At 63.8% G+C, this 13,610-nt stretch carries 12 protein-coding genes; 5 read left to right on the top strand and 7 right to left on the bottom strand.

The features are described from left to right. Positions 1–109 precede the first annotated feature (109 nt). Positions 110–1,690, top strand: coding sequence for an aldehyde dehydrogenase (NADP(+)) (locus ACLEJP_RS01900; protein ID WP_440804071.1), 1,581 nt, complete (start codon positions 110–112; stop codon positions 1,688–1,690). Positions 1,691–1,777: 87 nt separating this feature from the next. Here the strand turns inward: ACLEJP_RS01900 and ACLEJP_RS01895 are convergent, their stop codons facing one another. After that, positions 1,778–2,527 (bottom strand): FadR/GntR family transcriptional regulator, encoded by a 750-nt coding sequence (locus tag ACLEJP_RS01895; protein WP_440804069.1) that lies wholly within the window; start codon positions 2,525–2,527, stop codon positions 1,778–1,780. Between the two features lie 195 nt (positions 2,528–2,722). Between ACLEJP_RS01895 and ACLEJP_RS01890 the strand changes: the two genes are divergently transcribed. Together ACLEJP_RS01890 and ACLEJP_RS01885 are read left to right on the top strand one after the other, a co-directional pair. Beyond that, positions 2,723–3,052, top strand: a complete 330-nt coding sequence (locus ACLEJP_RS01890) for a hypothetical protein (RefSeq protein WP_440804067.1) — start codon at positions 2,723–2,725, stop codon at positions 3,050–3,052. 160 nt (positions 3,053–3,212) lie between these two features. Then, on the top strand, positions 3,213–4,121 hold the full coding sequence (locus tag ACLEJP_RS01885; RefSeq protein ID WP_440804064.1) for a LysR family transcriptional regulator: 909 nt from the start codon (positions 3,213–3,215) through the stop codon (positions 4,119–4,121). Here the strand turns inward: ACLEJP_RS01885 and ACLEJP_RS01880 are convergent, their stop codons facing one another. Together ACLEJP_RS01880 and ACLEJP_RS01875 are read right to left on the bottom strand one after the other, a co-directional pair. Further along, the gene (locus ACLEJP_RS01880) at positions 4,122–4,640 is read right to left on the bottom strand and encodes a DMT family transporter (protein ID WP_440804063.1); all 519 of its coding nucleotides are present in this window, start codon (positions 4,638–4,640) and stop codon (positions 4,122–4,124) included. 282 nt (positions 4,641–4,922) lie between these two features. After that, entirely contained in the window at positions 4,923–5,504 is a 582-nt protein-coding gene (locus ACLEJP_RS01875) for a hypothetical protein (protein ID WP_440804060.1), read from the bottom strand. 222 nt (positions 5,505–5,726) lie between these two features. Between ACLEJP_RS01875 and ACLEJP_RS01870 the strand changes: the two genes are divergently transcribed. Beyond that, complete coding sequence (locus ACLEJP_RS01870) at positions 5,727–7,859, top strand: TonB-dependent receptor (RefSeq protein ID WP_440804058.1); 2,133 nt, start codon at positions 5,727–5,729, stop codon at positions 7,857–7,859. A 75-nt stretch (positions 7,860–7,934) separates the two neighbouring features. Here the strand turns inward: ACLEJP_RS01870 and ACLEJP_RS01865 are convergent, their stop codons facing one another. After that, positions 7,935–9,227: a PQQ-dependent sugar dehydrogenase gene (locus ACLEJP_RS01865; protein WP_440804056.1), complete on the bottom strand. Its 1,293-nt coding sequence runs from the start codon at positions 9,225–9,227 to the stop codon at positions 7,935–7,937. Further along, positions 9,224–9,652, bottom strand: a complete 429-nt coding sequence (locus tag ACLEJP_RS01860) for a DUF2231 domain-containing protein (protein ID WP_440804053.1) — start codon at positions 9,650–9,652, stop codon at positions 9,224–9,226. Before ACLEJP_RS01860 ends, ACLEJP_RS01865 begins: the two co-directional genes overlap by 4 nt. A 155-nt stretch (positions 9,653–9,807) precedes the next feature. On the opposite strand from ACLEJP_RS01860, the gene ACLEJP_RS01855 reads away from it, so the two are divergent. Next, on the top strand, positions 9,808–10,107 hold the full coding sequence (locus tag ACLEJP_RS01855; RefSeq protein WP_440804051.1) for a hypothetical protein: 300 nt from the start codon (positions 9,808–9,810) through the stop codon (positions 10,105–10,107). Between the two features lie 112 nt (positions 10,108–10,219). Here ACLEJP_RS01855 and ACLEJP_RS01850 read toward each other — a convergent pair whose 3' ends face one another. Both ACLEJP_RS01850 and ACLEJP_RS01845 read right to left on the bottom strand, forming a co-directional pair. Next, a complete protein-coding gene (locus ACLEJP_RS01850) occupies positions 10,220–11,035 on the bottom strand; it encodes a class I SAM-dependent methyltransferase (RefSeq protein WP_440804048.1) in 816 nt (271 codons plus the stop codon). 229 nt (positions 11,036–11,264) lie between these two features. Next, positions 11,265–13,451, bottom strand: a complete 2,187-nt coding sequence (locus ACLEJP_RS01845; RefSeq protein ID WP_440804046.1) for an OsmC domain/YcaO domain-containing protein — start codon at positions 13,449–13,451, stop codon at positions 11,265–11,267. Positions 13,452–13,610: the final 159 nt, after the last annotated feature.

Raw genomic sequence — 13,610 nt, 5'->3', positions numbered from 1 at the left:
GCAGCCGGTGCCATCCATCGCGTTGGGTTGTTCGCGGGATAAACCCGCTCCAACAGGGCTGCGCCCCGAATGCGTTCCACTTTTCCCCTAAAGCCCACAGGAGCACCCCATGCCTGAAATCCTCGGCCACAACTTCATCGCCGGCCAGCGCAGCGCCGCGGGCCAACAGCGCCTGCAGAGCCTGGACGCCAGCACTGGCGAGGCGCTGCCATACAATTTCTTCCAGGCTACCGAAGGCGAAGTGGACCAGGCTGCCAAGGCTGCCGCGACGGCCTTTGCCGAATTCCGCCAGTTGGCCCCGACGCGGCGCGCCGAGTTCCTCGACGCCATTGCCGCCGAACTGGATGAGCTGGACGACGCCTTCGTCAGCATCGTTTGCCGCGAAACCGCCCTGCCCGCCGCACGTATCCACGGCGAGCGCGGCCGTACCAGTGGCCAGATGCGCCTGTTCGCCCAGGTATTGCGCCGCGGTGATTTCCTCGGTGCGCGCATCGACCTTGCCCTGCCCGAGCGCCAGCCGTTGCCACGCGCAGACCTGCGCCAGATGCGCATCGGCGTCGGCCCGGTTGCGGTGTTCGGCGCCAGCAACTTCCCGCTGGCCTTCTCCACCGCCGGGGGCGACACCGCCGCCGCCCTGGCTGCCGGTTGCCCGGTGGTGTTCAAGGCCCACAGCGGCCACATGGCCACGGCCGACCTGGTGGCCTGCGCCATCCAGCGCGCCGCCGAGCGCACCGGGATGCCCAAGGGCGTGTTCAACATGGTCTTCGGTGGCGGCGTAGGCGAGTGGCTGGTCAAGCACCCAGCGATCCAGGCGGTTGGCTTCACCGGCTCGCTGAAAGGCGGTGACGCCCTGTGCCGCATGGCCGCCGAACGCCCGCAGCCGATCCCGGTGTTCGCCGAAATGTCCAGTATCAACCCAGTGATCATCCTGCCGGCCGCCCTGGCCAAGCGTGGTGATTCGATTGCCCGCGACCTGGCGGGTTCGGTCTGCCTCGGCGCTGGCCAGTTCTGCACCAACCCGGGCCTGGTCATCGGCCTGCAGTCGCCGCAGTACAGCCAGTTGCTGGCCGAGCTTGGCCACCACCTGGCTCAGCAAGCCGGCCAGACCCTGCTCAACGCCGCAGGCTTGCGCAGCTACGTTGCTGGCCTGGAGCATTTGCAGGCCCATGCCGGTATCCAGCACCTGGCCGGCCAGGCTCAGGCAGGCAGCCAGGCCCGTGCGCAGTTGTTCAAGGCCGATGCCCGCTTGCTGATCGAAGCCGACCCGTTGCTGCAGGAAGAAGTGTTCGGCCCCACCACCGTGGCCGTCGAAGTGCAGGACAACGCGCAATTGCGCAGCGCCCTGCTCGGCCTGCGCGGGCAACTGACCGCGACGCTGATCGGCGAGCCCGAAGACTTCGCGGCCTTTGCCTGGCTGGTGCCATTGCTGGAAGAAAAGGTCGGGCGGATTCTGGTCAACGGCTACCCGACCGGTGTCGAGGTATGTGATGCGATGGTGCATGGCGGGCCCTACCCGGCAACCTCGGATGCGCGCGGCACTTCGGTCGGCACCCTGGCCATCGACCGCTTCCTGCGCCCGGTGTGCTACCAGAACTACCCGCAGGCCCTGTTGCCCGCAGCACTGCGCGATGACAACCCGCTGGGGCTGCGTCGGCTGGTGAATGGCCAATGGCGTGAAGGGCCGATCTGACCGGTTGCCCGAAACAACAAAGCCCCGCGCATGGCGGGGCTTTTCATTCGGCGTGCCGGCGAACAGGCCGGCGCTGCCAGCAGGGGTTCAGGCCCCTTGCGCCTCGGCCTCGGCATGGGCCTGGCGCAAACGCTCGCGGCTATTGCTCAGGTGCATGCGCATGGCCATCTTGGCCCCTTCGCTGTCATGCCGCGCGATGGCTTCGTAGATCGCTTCGTGCTCATGCATCAGCCGGCTCATGTAATGCGCCTGGTCATCATGCGCCAAGCGCGCCGAATTCAGCCGGGTACGCGGGATGATGCTGGTGCCCAGGTGGTTGATGATGTCGGCGAAATAGTGGTTGCCGCTGGCCTGGGCAATGCGCAGGTGAAACTGGAAGTCGGCTGACACCGCATCGCTGGCGTGGGCCGCGCCTTCGTTGATTTCATCCAGCGCCGCACGCATGCCGGCCAGTTGTTCGTCGCTGCGACGCTGCGCTGCCAGGCCTGCCGACTCGATCTCCAGGGCAATGCGCAACTCCAGCACCGCCAGCACTTCACGCAGCGTGACGACGGTCGCCGGGTCGATGCGAAAGCCACCCGTGGCCGGCGCGTCCAGGACGAAGGTGCCGATACCATGGCGGGTCTCGACCTGCCCGGCGGCCTGCAGCCGCGAGATTGCCTCACGCACTACCGTGCGGCTGACGCCCTCTTCGGCCATGATCTGCGATTCGGTCGGCAGCTTGTCGCCGCGCTTGAGCTGGCCGCTGCGAATGCGCTCGGTCAGCACCGTGACCAGTTCCTGGGCCAGACTGCGCGGCTTGCGCCGGGTCCTTGCCTGTACCTGCTGCTCTGTCATTACGCTGTGTTTCACCTTGGAAGACAGCGCTCATCATAGCGCAAGCAGTTGTACGATCACATACATACGGTGCGGTATTTCTCGCCTGCACGGCCCGGCGCTGCACAGGGCCACGCACTGACGGCATATTGCTGGCCCCTGGTTCGCTCAAGCGTAGGCAAACTTCCTGCTCCTTCAGATATTTAGGACAGCAACATGCGCGTAATTCTAGCCACGATGGCCGGCTGCCTGCTGGCCACGCTCGCTTTCGGCGCTCATGCACGGGCATTGAGCCAGAACGATCGCCACACGTGCGACTGGGGCGCGCAGATCGCCGCCGAAGCCCAGCAGGCCAAGCTTTCCGGGGTAACGCTGTATGCCACCCGCAAGAAGCTACAGGTACGCAAGTTCGCCAAACCGTGGATGCGCATGACCGCCTTCGGGATTACCGAGCAGACCTATAACAGCCGCTCGCGGCTCAAGCCGGCGGCGATCAGGCAGACCTACTACGAGCAGTGTGTGCAGCATGCCGTAGCAAGACGTTGAACCCATATATATCAACAGGTTACATATCATACTTAATGCTACGCAGGAGTTAGTCAGAGGGCGCCAACTTTGGTCTGGGAGTTACGCCGCGGCCCCGCATCAGCATCGGCATTTGTTAAGCTGGTCGCCCCCGTAGCCCAGGCCCCAGGCAATTCGCCCCATGGATGAACTGCGCAAGATAGACCTCAACCTGCTCTTGGCCCTGCACGCCTTGCTATGCGAAAAGCATGTCACCCGTGCTGCCCTGCGCCTGCACCGTAGCCAACCTGCGGTCAGCCATGCGCTGGCGCAGTTGCGCAAGCATTTCGACGACCCTTTGCTGGTGCGCCAGCATGGCCACATGGTCCTGACCAGCCGCGCCCAATCGCTGGTCGGGCCTCTGCAGGACGCCTTGAACACCCTCAACGGCCTGCTGGCCGCCCCGCAATTCGACCCGGCCAAGGCCCAACGCCGCTTCCGCCTGTCGCTGTCGGACTACGCGTCTCGCATCATCCTGCCGCCCCTGCTGAGGCACCTGCGCCAGGTCGCCCCGGGAGTGGACCTGGCCATCAGCCAGGCCAGCCGCGAAGCCATGTTGGCGCAATTGCTCGATGGCGAACTGGACCTGGCAATGGGCTTGTTCCCCGCCCCACCCGAAGAAATCACTACCGAGGCCTTGTTTGCCGACGACTTCATCAGCGTCGCCGATTGCCAGGTACTGCCCGCCAGCGGTGGCCTGGCCCTGGAGGACTGGCTGGCCCGCCCGCATGTGTTGATGGCAATGCGCCCGGATGCTTTCGATGAGATCGAACGCGCACTGGCCGCGCTGGGGCTGCGCCGTCGCATTGCACTGGCGCTGCCCCACTGGAGTGCAGCCGTCGAAGTGCTGGCCGGTACCGACCTGATCCTTACCGTAGCGCGGCGGGCAGCAGGTTCGCTGCAGCAGCATCCAACGCTGCGCCAGTTCACCCCACCCTTGACCATCGCCCCATTCGATTACCAGCAAGCCTGGCACATTCGCAAGAACAACGACCCGGGGCACCGCTGGCTGCGCGAAACCGTGCGGGCCTGCAGCCAGCCAGAGCCCTGATCAGCCCTCCGGCTGCTTCGCAACCACCGCGGTGCTGGCCGGTGCGCCCGCCGCCCAATTGCCCTGCACCAGCAGCACACCCAGCAGGATCAGCACCACGCCAGCCACCCTGGCCAGGCTGAGTGGCTTGCCGCCCAGCCCCATCAACCCGAAGTGGTCGGCGACCACCGCCGTGATGATCTGCCCCGCCACGACCAACACCAGAAATCCCGCGGCGCCCAGCCTCGGTGTCAGCGCTGCCGCGCCGGCCACGTACAGGGCTCCCAGTACACCGCCGATCCACAGCCACCAAGGCCCTTGCAGGGCCTTGCCGAGGTCGGGCGCCGGCACCCTGAGCAACAGCAACGCAGCAATCACTACCAGTGAGCTCACTGTCAACGAGGTGAACGCCGCCCACAACCAGTGCCCCAGTGCACGCCCGACGGCGGCGTTGCCGGCAGCCTGGAACGGCAACACGGCACCGGCAAGCAACGCCAGGGCCACGGGTAATGCCAGCAGCAACATCGATTTACTGACCACGACCGTCTTCCTCATCGTATGGATGGATGCGGCCATGATGTGCAATCCGCGAAACTGATGGAAATCGAAATGCTGCACGCACACTATTCGTTGCATGCATGGGCTACGAGCCCCAGGGACTCGGTCGCCAACGGGCTCAAGGATGCCGGCAAAAGCCCGCCCTGACTGGGTGTTACGGCGGTTTCAACAACACCATCCGGCCTGCACGGCATCGTGGCGGATACCGACCCGCGCCAGCCGAAGCCTGACCCCGGCAGCAGCCGAGGTCGGCGCTAGTGGAGATCAGCGTGAGGTTTCGACGCGCAGCACTTCGGTGTAGATAGCGTCGACGGTCTGCCCGACCTTGAGGTTTTTCATGCGTGCCTGCAGGTCGGGGTTCTCGACCTTGACCACCTGCAGCTTGCCTTCCGGTGGCAGCAAGCTGACTTCATGCTGCTCGAGGTCGATCTTCTTGATCTGCGAGGTGACCTTGACCTGGCGGAACGCCTCGCCACCGGGGTTGGGATTGTCCGCCGTGGCGCGGATGGTACCGGACTCGTCGGTCGCCTTGGGCGCCCCGCCCACTTCCGGGTTCAACACGTAGGCCACCGCACGTGTCACATAGATATCGACCTGGTCACCCACCTTGAGGTTGGGCAGCGCCTTGGCCTTTTCCGTCAGCTGGAAGGTCACATCCTTCCTCGAATCAGGGCCTTTCACCGTGACTTGGCGATTGGCCAGATCAATGGCCGTGACTTGCGTGGTGACGTGACTTTCCAGCGCCTCGCTGCCGATGGGGATACCCGCGGCGTGCACGGTGAAACTGGCAGCGGAGGCCAGCGTGGCCAGAGCGACAGCATGAGCGATGGAGCGGATTGGATTCATAGGCCTGCTTCCCTGTAATCAAGACCGGATGGTTGCGCAAACTGTTCACGCGCTGACAAGCATAGCCACTGTCAGCCGACCTGCCTGACAACCCTTTCGACGCACGCTTCGCGCAGTGGACCTGCTCAGCATTGCAAGAGTAAATGCGAATTCTTTACACTTGCTTTACGTTTACAAATCATTACTATTCGCACTCTCAAATACAACAAAGAGTCACCTGTAATGGCAAAAAAGTCTGTTGCCCCAGCATCGCTCTCCATGCTGGGCATTCTGGTTGTGCCTGCTGTCCACGCGGCCGTTCAACCTGAGCCGCAGGGTTCCCTGGCCTTGCCCGCTACCGCCGTCACCAGCGCCTACGAGCAACCAAGCTACAAGGCCGGTGAAAGCCGCAGCGCCCTGAAGATAGACGCCCCGCTGCGCGACATCCCGCAAACCGTCAACGTCGTGCCGGAAAGCGTGATCAAGGACCAGGGCGCGCAGTCCATGGAAGACGTGCTGAAGAATGTGCCTGGCGTCGGTCTGTCCAACGGCGACGGCCAGCGCGACCAGGTGACCATTCGTGGCTTCAGCGCCATTGGCGACATGTACATCGACGGTGTGCGCGACGACGCGCTGTACTTCCGCGACCTGTCCAATATCGAGCGGGTCGAGGTCATCAAGGGCCCCGCCGCCGTGCTGTATGGCCGTGGCTCTTCAGGTGGGCTGATCAACAGCATCAGCAAGAAACCCAGCTTCACGCCCAAGCGCGAAGTCGGCATGAGCTTCGACAGCGAGGGCAAGCGCCGTACCCAGTTCGACAGTGGCTGGGCCGACCCGCAGGGCAACCAGGCCTACCGCGTGACCGGCGCCTTCGAAGACAGCGACACCTTCCGCGATGACGGCTACATCGACCGCAAGGCCATCGCGCCATCGGCCTACTTCCGTCTCTCCGACGACCTGGAACTGAACCTGGGCGCCACCTACCTGTACGACAAGCGCCTGATCGACTTCGGCATCCCGGCGTTGGGCAACCGCCCGGTGGATGTGCACCGTGACAAGCGCTTCGGTTCCGGCGATGCCGACCAGGACTATGCCCGCAGCGAAGTGTTCTCGCTGACCGCAAGCCTGGATTACCGCATCAATGACGACTTGACCCTGACCAACACCAGCCGCTACTACCGCTACGACCTGGACCGCAACAACACCCTCGCCGACAGCAGCCCGACGCGCTTCGTCACTGCGCCGAATGGCGAGCTGCTGGTCAAGCTCAACCGCGGCAACGTCGCCCGTGACGAGTACGGCATGTTCAACCAGACCGAGCTCAAGCAACAGGCGCAACTGGCCGGGATGCAGCACAACCTGCTGTATGGCGTGGAGGTTGGCTTCCAGGACAAGCACCAGCGGGTGCTGAGCCAGAGCAACGTGGCCCAGGTGCCGGTGTACCGCGACGCCCTGGTGGCGGTACCGGAGCATGCCGCCAACCTGTCGTCGAAGGGCACCAACTTCCAGCAGACCACTGGCCTGTACGTTCAGGACATGATCGAGCTGAATGAGCACTGGAAAGCGCTGGTCGGTGTACGTTATGACATCTTTGGCCAGGAGTATGACGACGACCGCGCGCAGAATGTCGACCTCGACCGCACCGACAAGACCTGGAGCCCGCGCGCCGGCCTGGTCTACCAGCCAGATGCCATCCAGTCCTACTACGTTTCGGTCAGCCGCAGTTACCAGCCTTCGGGCGAGGTGTTCGCGGTCAGCCCGAGCAACCAGCACCTGGAACCGGAAGAAACCACCAACTACGAACTCGGCGCCAAGTGGGACCTGCTCGACAGCCGCCTGGCGGTGACAGCAGCGGTGTTCCGCCTCGAGCGCACCAACATGAAGACTGCCGACCCGGCCAACCCCAACCTCACCGTGCTGGCTGGCGAGCAGCGCACCGACGGCTTCGAAGCCACCGTCAGCGGCCAACTGAGCGACAAGTGGCAGATCTACGCCGGCTACGCCTACCTGGACGCCGAGATCACCAAGTCCAACAGCAAGACCAATGGCGTGGCCAACGAAGGCCAGACCCCAACCCTGACGCCACGCAACAGCGCCAACGTCTGGCTGGTGCGTACCCTGACCCCGCAATGGCGTGTGGCCGCCGGTGCCAACTATGTCGACGAGCGCTATACCGCGCTGGACAACGTGGTGGTGATGCCAGGCTACACCACCTTCGACGCCGCGCTGCTCTACAGCGTGCCGCAGTGGGATGCCGCGCTGCGCCTGAAGAACGTGTTCGACCGCGACTATTATGCCGCTGCGCACGGTTCGGTGGACCTGATCACCCCAGGCGCACCGCGTACGCTGGAAGCCAGCTTCAACTACCGCTTCTGATCGCGGGACAAGCAGCTCGCGCCCTGTGCAGGAGCGGCCTTTCGTGACACAAGGCCGCTCCTGTCGCCTGCACCATCAGCGGTTGCGCGTTACCCGCCAGACTGTATTGGCCAGGTCGTCGGCAATGATCAACGCACCACGCGGGTCCACCGTCACGCCCACCGGCCGTCCGCGGGTCTTGCCATCCTCAGCCCGGAAGCCTGTGGCGAAGTCGATCGGCTCGCCTGCCGGCTTGCCATTGCTGAACGGCACGAAGATCACCTTGTAGCCGACCGGGTTGGGCCGGTTCCAGCTGCCGTGTTCACCTACGAATGCGCCGTCGGCGAAGCGCTCGCCCATGGCCGGGATGGAGAAGGCCACGCCCAATGCCGCCACGTGCGAACCGAGGCTGTAGTCCGGCTTGATCGCCGCCGCTACCTTTTCCGGGTTCTGCGGCCGTACCCGCTCATCCACGTTCTGCCCCCAGTAGCTGTAAGGCCAGCCATAGAACTCCCCTTCACGCACCGAGGTCAGGTAGTCCGGCACCAGGTCAGGCCCGAGTTCATCGCGCTCGTTGACCACCGCCCACAACTGCCCGGTCTGCGGCTGGATGGCCAGCGCCGTCGGGTTGCGCAGGCCAGTGGCATAGGGCCGGTGCGCGCCGGTTGCAGCGTCGACCTGCCAGACCATGGCCCGGTCGATCTCCACTTCCAGCCCACGCTCGGTGATGTTGCTGTTCGAACCGATGCCCACATACAGGTAACGACCATCCGGGCTGATCGTCAGCGCCTTGGTCCAATGGTGGTTGATCGCGGCGGGCAGGTCGGTGACCTTGGTTGGCGGGCCATCGGCCCGCGTCTGGCCGTCCTGGTAGTCGAAGCGCACCAGGGCATCCTGGTTGGCCACGTACAGCTTGCCGTCGGCAAAGGCCAGGCCGTACGGCGCATTGAGGTTTTCTGCAAACACCGACTGCACCTCGTAGCGACCGTCGCCGTCGGCATCGCGCAGCAAGGTCAGGCGGTTGCCACCCGTGACCTGGGTATTGCCCTTGGCCTTGATCTGGCTGGCGATGACATCCTTGGGCTTGAGCTTGGCCGCGCTGCCACCGCGGCCCTCGGCAACCAGGATATCGCCATTGGGCAACACCAGGGTCTGCCGCGGGATCTTCAGGCCAGTGGCAATGGCGGTGACGCTGAAGCCTTCAGGCACCGTCGGCTTCTGCTCACCCCAGGCTGCCGGCTGGGCGATCTTCATGCTCGGCAGCAGGCCACGTTGTGGCGCTGGCAGTTTCGGGTCAGGCCCAAGCGCCTGGGTCGGCTCGCCATCACCCCCACAAGCAGCCAGCAGCAGCGCCATGCTCAACAGGCTCAACGCAGGCACAAGCTTCATGCTGCACCTCCCGAGCGCAGGCCGCTCAAACCGGTGAAGGCAGCCACTGTCGCAAGCACGCTCACGATCACCGACAGCACCAGCCCGGAGGGCATTACCGCCCAGGCGTCCTTGGCATGTTCGAACGCATTGACCAGGCCCAGTACCCAGGTCACCAGCAGCAGAACGAAGTACAACGTCGGCCGGCCACGCTTGCGCTCGGCACGGATCAGGTTGGCCAACGCGAACAACAGCGCCAACCCGCAGAACACCAGGGCGCCGGCGATCAACCAGGCGGCGAAGTTGCTCCACTGGATCTGGTAACTGTTGAAGTAGGCGATATCGCTGAGTAGCGCAGCGAGGAACAACGGAACGCTGCCGGACAGCAGCAAGGCATGTAGCGGGCCGGGTGTACAGCGGTAGAAGGTTTGCTCGGATACGGTCACGGTGCCTCCTTTTCATTCAGTGACCCAAGGACTGATGGCATGGCCACCAGGCGTGCACGGGGCGCGCCTAGCAAAGGAGCCTCTCGACAAGGCGATAGTTCACCGTTTGGTTTGAATGGCCTATGCTGCGAGGCGTTGGCGCAAGGAGACAAGCGATGAGCAGCAACCCGATTCGCCCGCGTCCGCCCTGGGCGTTGGCCACCCTGCTGGCCCTCAGCCTGGTGCTCGGGGCCGGTTGCTCCAGCAAGACCGGCAAGACCAACCATGCGGCACGCACAATTGGGTCCAACTGCTTCGCCAAAGCCGTCCCTACCACTGGCGAAGGTGGCCTGGCATGGGGCGATACCTTGAGCATTGCCCGCAAGAAATCGCTGGATAACTGCGTGCGCTATGCCAGCCGGTCGGGGGGTTCACCGAGAACGTGCCAGGTGGTCATGGCCAAGTGCAAGAACTGAGCATGGATGAACCGCAACCAAGGTCCCTGCGCCACTTCACGGATCACGGCTCAGACAAGTTCCTCCTCACGGCGAACCCAACTGGGGGCCGCGCTGACTCCAAGGACCCCTGCTAACGGCCGCGAGTGATCACCACCTCCAGGTATTCGCCCGGTACGACCAACGACGCAGGGCCGCCCACATTGCAAGCATTCAACAACTCCGTCAGGTCACGCTCCAGCGCCGCAGCCGCCTCCGGCTCCAGCGAGGCAAAGGCTGTACGCATCGGTCCGAACCAGGTGCGGAACACCTCGAGGTAATGCGCCGCCGAGCGATAGCGGAAGTTGAACAGCTGGCGGCTGACCTGCAACCCGCCAAGCGCACCTTCGAACAGCACGCGCAACTGCTCCTCATCGCCCCAACGCGCGGGTGACAAGGCCCCGGCAGGTGGCGGCACATGCCGTCCAAGGGTCTTGAACATCTGCCCGACGAAGCCTTGCGGGGTCCAGTTGGCCAGGCCGATCCTGCCACCGGGCCGGCACACACGGCTCAATTCGCGTGCGGCCTGGGCCTGGTCGGGGGCAAACATCACGCCGAAGGTGGACAGCACCACATCGAAGGCTCCATCGGCAAACGGCAATGCTTCGGCATCGGCAGTCTGGAACACCACCGTGAGGCGCTCGGCTCGCGCCCGCTCTTCGCCGCGCTTGAGCAGTTCCGGCACATAGTCGGTGGAGGTAACGCGGCAACCGCGTCGGGCCGCGGCCAGGGTGACGTTGCCGTTGCCGGCGGCAACATCCAGTACCTGCTCGTCCCAGCGCAAGTCACAGGCCTCGGCCAGGCGCTCGCCGACGATTTGCAGGGTGGTACCGATCACTGCGTAGTCGCCACTGGCCCATATGGCTTGCTGTCTGGCTTTCAGAGCATTGGTATCCAGGGAAGTATTCATGGTCTGCGCCTTTCAAGGCGCGCAGCCGAGTTCCTTCTGGCGGTCAACGCGCCATGGGTTGAGGGGAATGACAGCAAAACGCTACGCGCCTGGCAGGCGAAGCGACAAGACAGATTGGGGATAGCGGCTATCTGAAACCGATATATACGAGCGCGCGCTTTGTGGGAGCGGCCTTGTGTCGCGAAGGGCCGCAAAGCGGCCCCCGGCGATATCCGTCAGTAACGCATGATCAGGCCAGCCTGGCCCGAGCCGCATGCAGCTTTTTATAACTTTCGATCAGACGCAAGTGGCGATCGAGGCCTTCGAGCTTCATGCTGGTCGGGGTCAGGCCATGGAAGCGCACGCTGCCATCGACCGAGCCCAACACCGCGTCCATGCGCGAGTCGCCGAACATACGCCGGAAGTTGGCCTCGTAGTCGTCCATTTCCAGTTCGTCATCCAGCAACACTTCCAGCACCACGTTCACTGCCTGGTAGAACAACCCGCGCTCGACGGTGTTGTCGTTGAACTGCAGGAACGCCTCGACCAGTTCCTTGGCATCCTCGAAGCGCTGCACGGCCAGGCAGATCAGCAACTTCAGTTCCAGAATGGTCAGTTGGCCCCAGACCGTGTTCTCGTCGAACTCGACGCCGATCAGCGTGGTGATGGTGGTGTAGTCATCGACATCGCAGTTGTCCAGGCGCTTGAGCAGCAGCTTGAGGGCGCGGTTGTCGAGGCTGTGCAAATTGAGGATATCGGCGCGGAACGACAAGGCGCGGTTGGTGTTGTCCCAGATCAGGTCCTCCACCGGGTAGATTTCCGAGTAACCCGGCACCAGGATGCGGCAGGCGGTGGCGCCAAGGTTGTCGTACACGGCCATGTACACTTCCTTGCCCAGGTCTTCGAGGATGCCGAACAGGGTCGCGGCCTCCTGCACGTTGGAGTCCTCGCCATGGCCAGAGAAGTCCCACTCGACGAACTCGAAGTCGGCCTTGGCGCTGAAGAAGCGCCATGACACCACGCCGCTGGAGTCGATGAAATGCTCGACGAAGTTGTTCGGCTCGGTCAGCGCGTGGCTTTCGAAGGTCGGCTGCGGCAGGTCGTTCAGGCCCTCGAAACTGCGCCCCTGCAGCAGTTCGGTGAGGCTGCGCTCCAGCGCCACTTCCAGGCTCGGGTGGGCACCGAACGAGGCGAATACACCGCCGGTACGCGGGTTCATCAGGGTCACGCACATGACCGGGAATTCGCCCCCCAGCGAAGCATCCTTGACCAGTACCGGAAAGCCCTGCTCCTCCAGGCCCTGGATGCCGGCAACGATCGCCGGGTACTTGGCCAACACCTCCTGCGGCACATCCGGCAGGCACAGCTCGCCTTCGAGGATCTCGCGCTTCACCGCCCGCTCGAAGATTTCCGACAGGCACTGCACCTGCGCCTCGGCCAGGGTATTACCGGCGCTCATGCCGTTGCTGAGGAACAGGTTCTCGATCAGGTTGGACGGGAAGTACACCACCTGCTGGTCGGACTGGCGCACGAATGGCAGCGAGCAGATGCCACGGGCCGTGTTGCCCGAGTTGGTGTCGTACAGGTGCGAGCCGCGCAGCTCGCCGTCCGGGTTGTAGATGGCCAGGCAATGTTCGTCGAGGATCTCGACCGGCAGCGCATCCCGCGGGCCCGGTTTGAACCATTGCTCGTTCGGGTAGTGCACGAACGGCGCGTTGGCCAGGTCCTCACCCCAGTACTGGTCGTTATAGAAGAAGTTGCAGTTCAGGCGTTCGATGAATTCGCCCAGCGCCGAGGCCAGCGCGGCTTCCTTGGTCGCGCCCTTGCCGTTGGTGAAGCACATCGGCGACTGGGCGTCGCGCACGTGCAGCGACCACACGTTGGGCACGATGTTGCGCCACGAAGCGATCTCGATCTTCATCCCCAGCCCGGCGAGGATGCCCGACATGTTGGCGATGGTCTGTTCCAGCGGCAGGTCCTTGCCGGGGATGTAGGTGCTGGTGTCCGCCACCGGCATCAACAGGCCCTGGGCATCGGCATCGAGGTTGTCGACCACTTCGATGACGAACTCGGGGCCGGTCTGTACCACCTTCTTCACGGTGCAGCGGTCGATGGAACGCAGGATGCCCTGGCGGTCCTTCTCGGAGATGTCCTCGGGCAGCTCGACCTGGATCTTGAAGATCTGGTTGTAGCGGTTTTCCGGATCGACGATGTTGTTCTGCGCCAGGCGAATGTTTTCGGTCGGGATGTTGCGGGTCTGGCAGTACAGCTTGACGAAGTAAGCCGCGCACAAGGCCGAGGACGCCAGGAAATAGTCGAACGGCCCCGGGGCCGAGCCATCACCCTTGTAACGGATCGGTTGGTCGGCGATCACCGTGAAGTCGTCGAACTTGGCTTCGAGACGGAGATTGTCGAGAAAATTGACCTTGATTTCCATGCGGGATTACCGTGATTTAAGCGTGCAAAACGAAAGTGGCCGGCATTATCCGGGTTTTCACGGTGGAAGTCCTGTTTGCGCGACCAGCTTGCGCATTCCGCCGAATTACTTGCCTGATCCTCTGAACCTGGCCCTTGCAGCCGACCAGCGGTAAGCCCC

This window comes from Pseudomonas sp. SMV7 (genome assembly GCF_052041995.1).
Lineage (GTDB): Bacteria > Pseudomonadota > Gammaproteobacteria > Pseudomonadales > Pseudomonadaceae > Aquipseudomonas.
This window is presented reverse-complemented; position numbering and strand designations above follow the sequence as displayed.

What these genes read in the sequence shown, in the direction of transcription:
- ACLEJP_RS01900 (WP_440804071.1), top strand. Translation starts at nt 110, where the DNA reads ATGCCTGAAATCCTCGGCCACAACTTCATCGCCGGCCAGCGCAGCGCC.
- ACLEJP_RS01895 (WP_440804069.1), bottom strand. Translation starts at nt 2,527, where the DNA reads ATGACAGAGCAGCAGGTACAGGCAAGGACCCGGCGCAAGCCGCGCAGT.
- ACLEJP_RS01890 (WP_440804067.1), top strand. Translation starts at nt 2,723, where the DNA reads ATGCGCGTAATTCTAGCCACGATGGCCGGCTGCCTGCTGGCCACGCTC.
- ACLEJP_RS01885 (WP_440804064.1), top strand. Translation starts at nt 3,213, where the DNA reads ATGGATGAACTGCGCAAGATAGACCTCAACCTGCTCTTGGCCCTGCAC.
- ACLEJP_RS01875 (WP_440804060.1), bottom strand. Translation starts at nt 5,504, where the DNA reads ATGAATCCAATCCGCTCCATCGCTCATGCTGTCGCTCTGGCCACGCTG.
- ACLEJP_RS01870 (WP_440804058.1), top strand. Translation starts at nt 5,727, where the DNA reads ATGGCAAAAAAGTCTGTTGCCCCAGCATCGCTCTCCATGCTGGGCATT.
- ACLEJP_RS01865 (WP_440804056.1), bottom strand. Translation starts at nt 9,227, where the DNA reads ATGAAGCTTGTGCCTGCGTTGAGCCTGTTGAGCATGGCGCTGCTGCTG.
- ACLEJP_RS01855 (WP_440804051.1), top strand. Translation starts at nt 9,808, where the DNA reads ATGAGCAGCAACCCGATTCGCCCGCGTCCGCCCTGGGCGTTGGCCACC.
- ACLEJP_RS01850 (WP_440804048.1), bottom strand. Translation starts at nt 11,035, where the DNA reads ATGAATACTTCCCTGGATACCAATGCTCTGAAAGCCAGACAGCAAGCC.
- ACLEJP_RS01845 (WP_440804046.1), bottom strand. Translation starts at nt 13,451, where the DNA reads ATGGAAATCAAGGTCAATTTTCTCGACAATCTCCGTCTCGAAGCCAAG.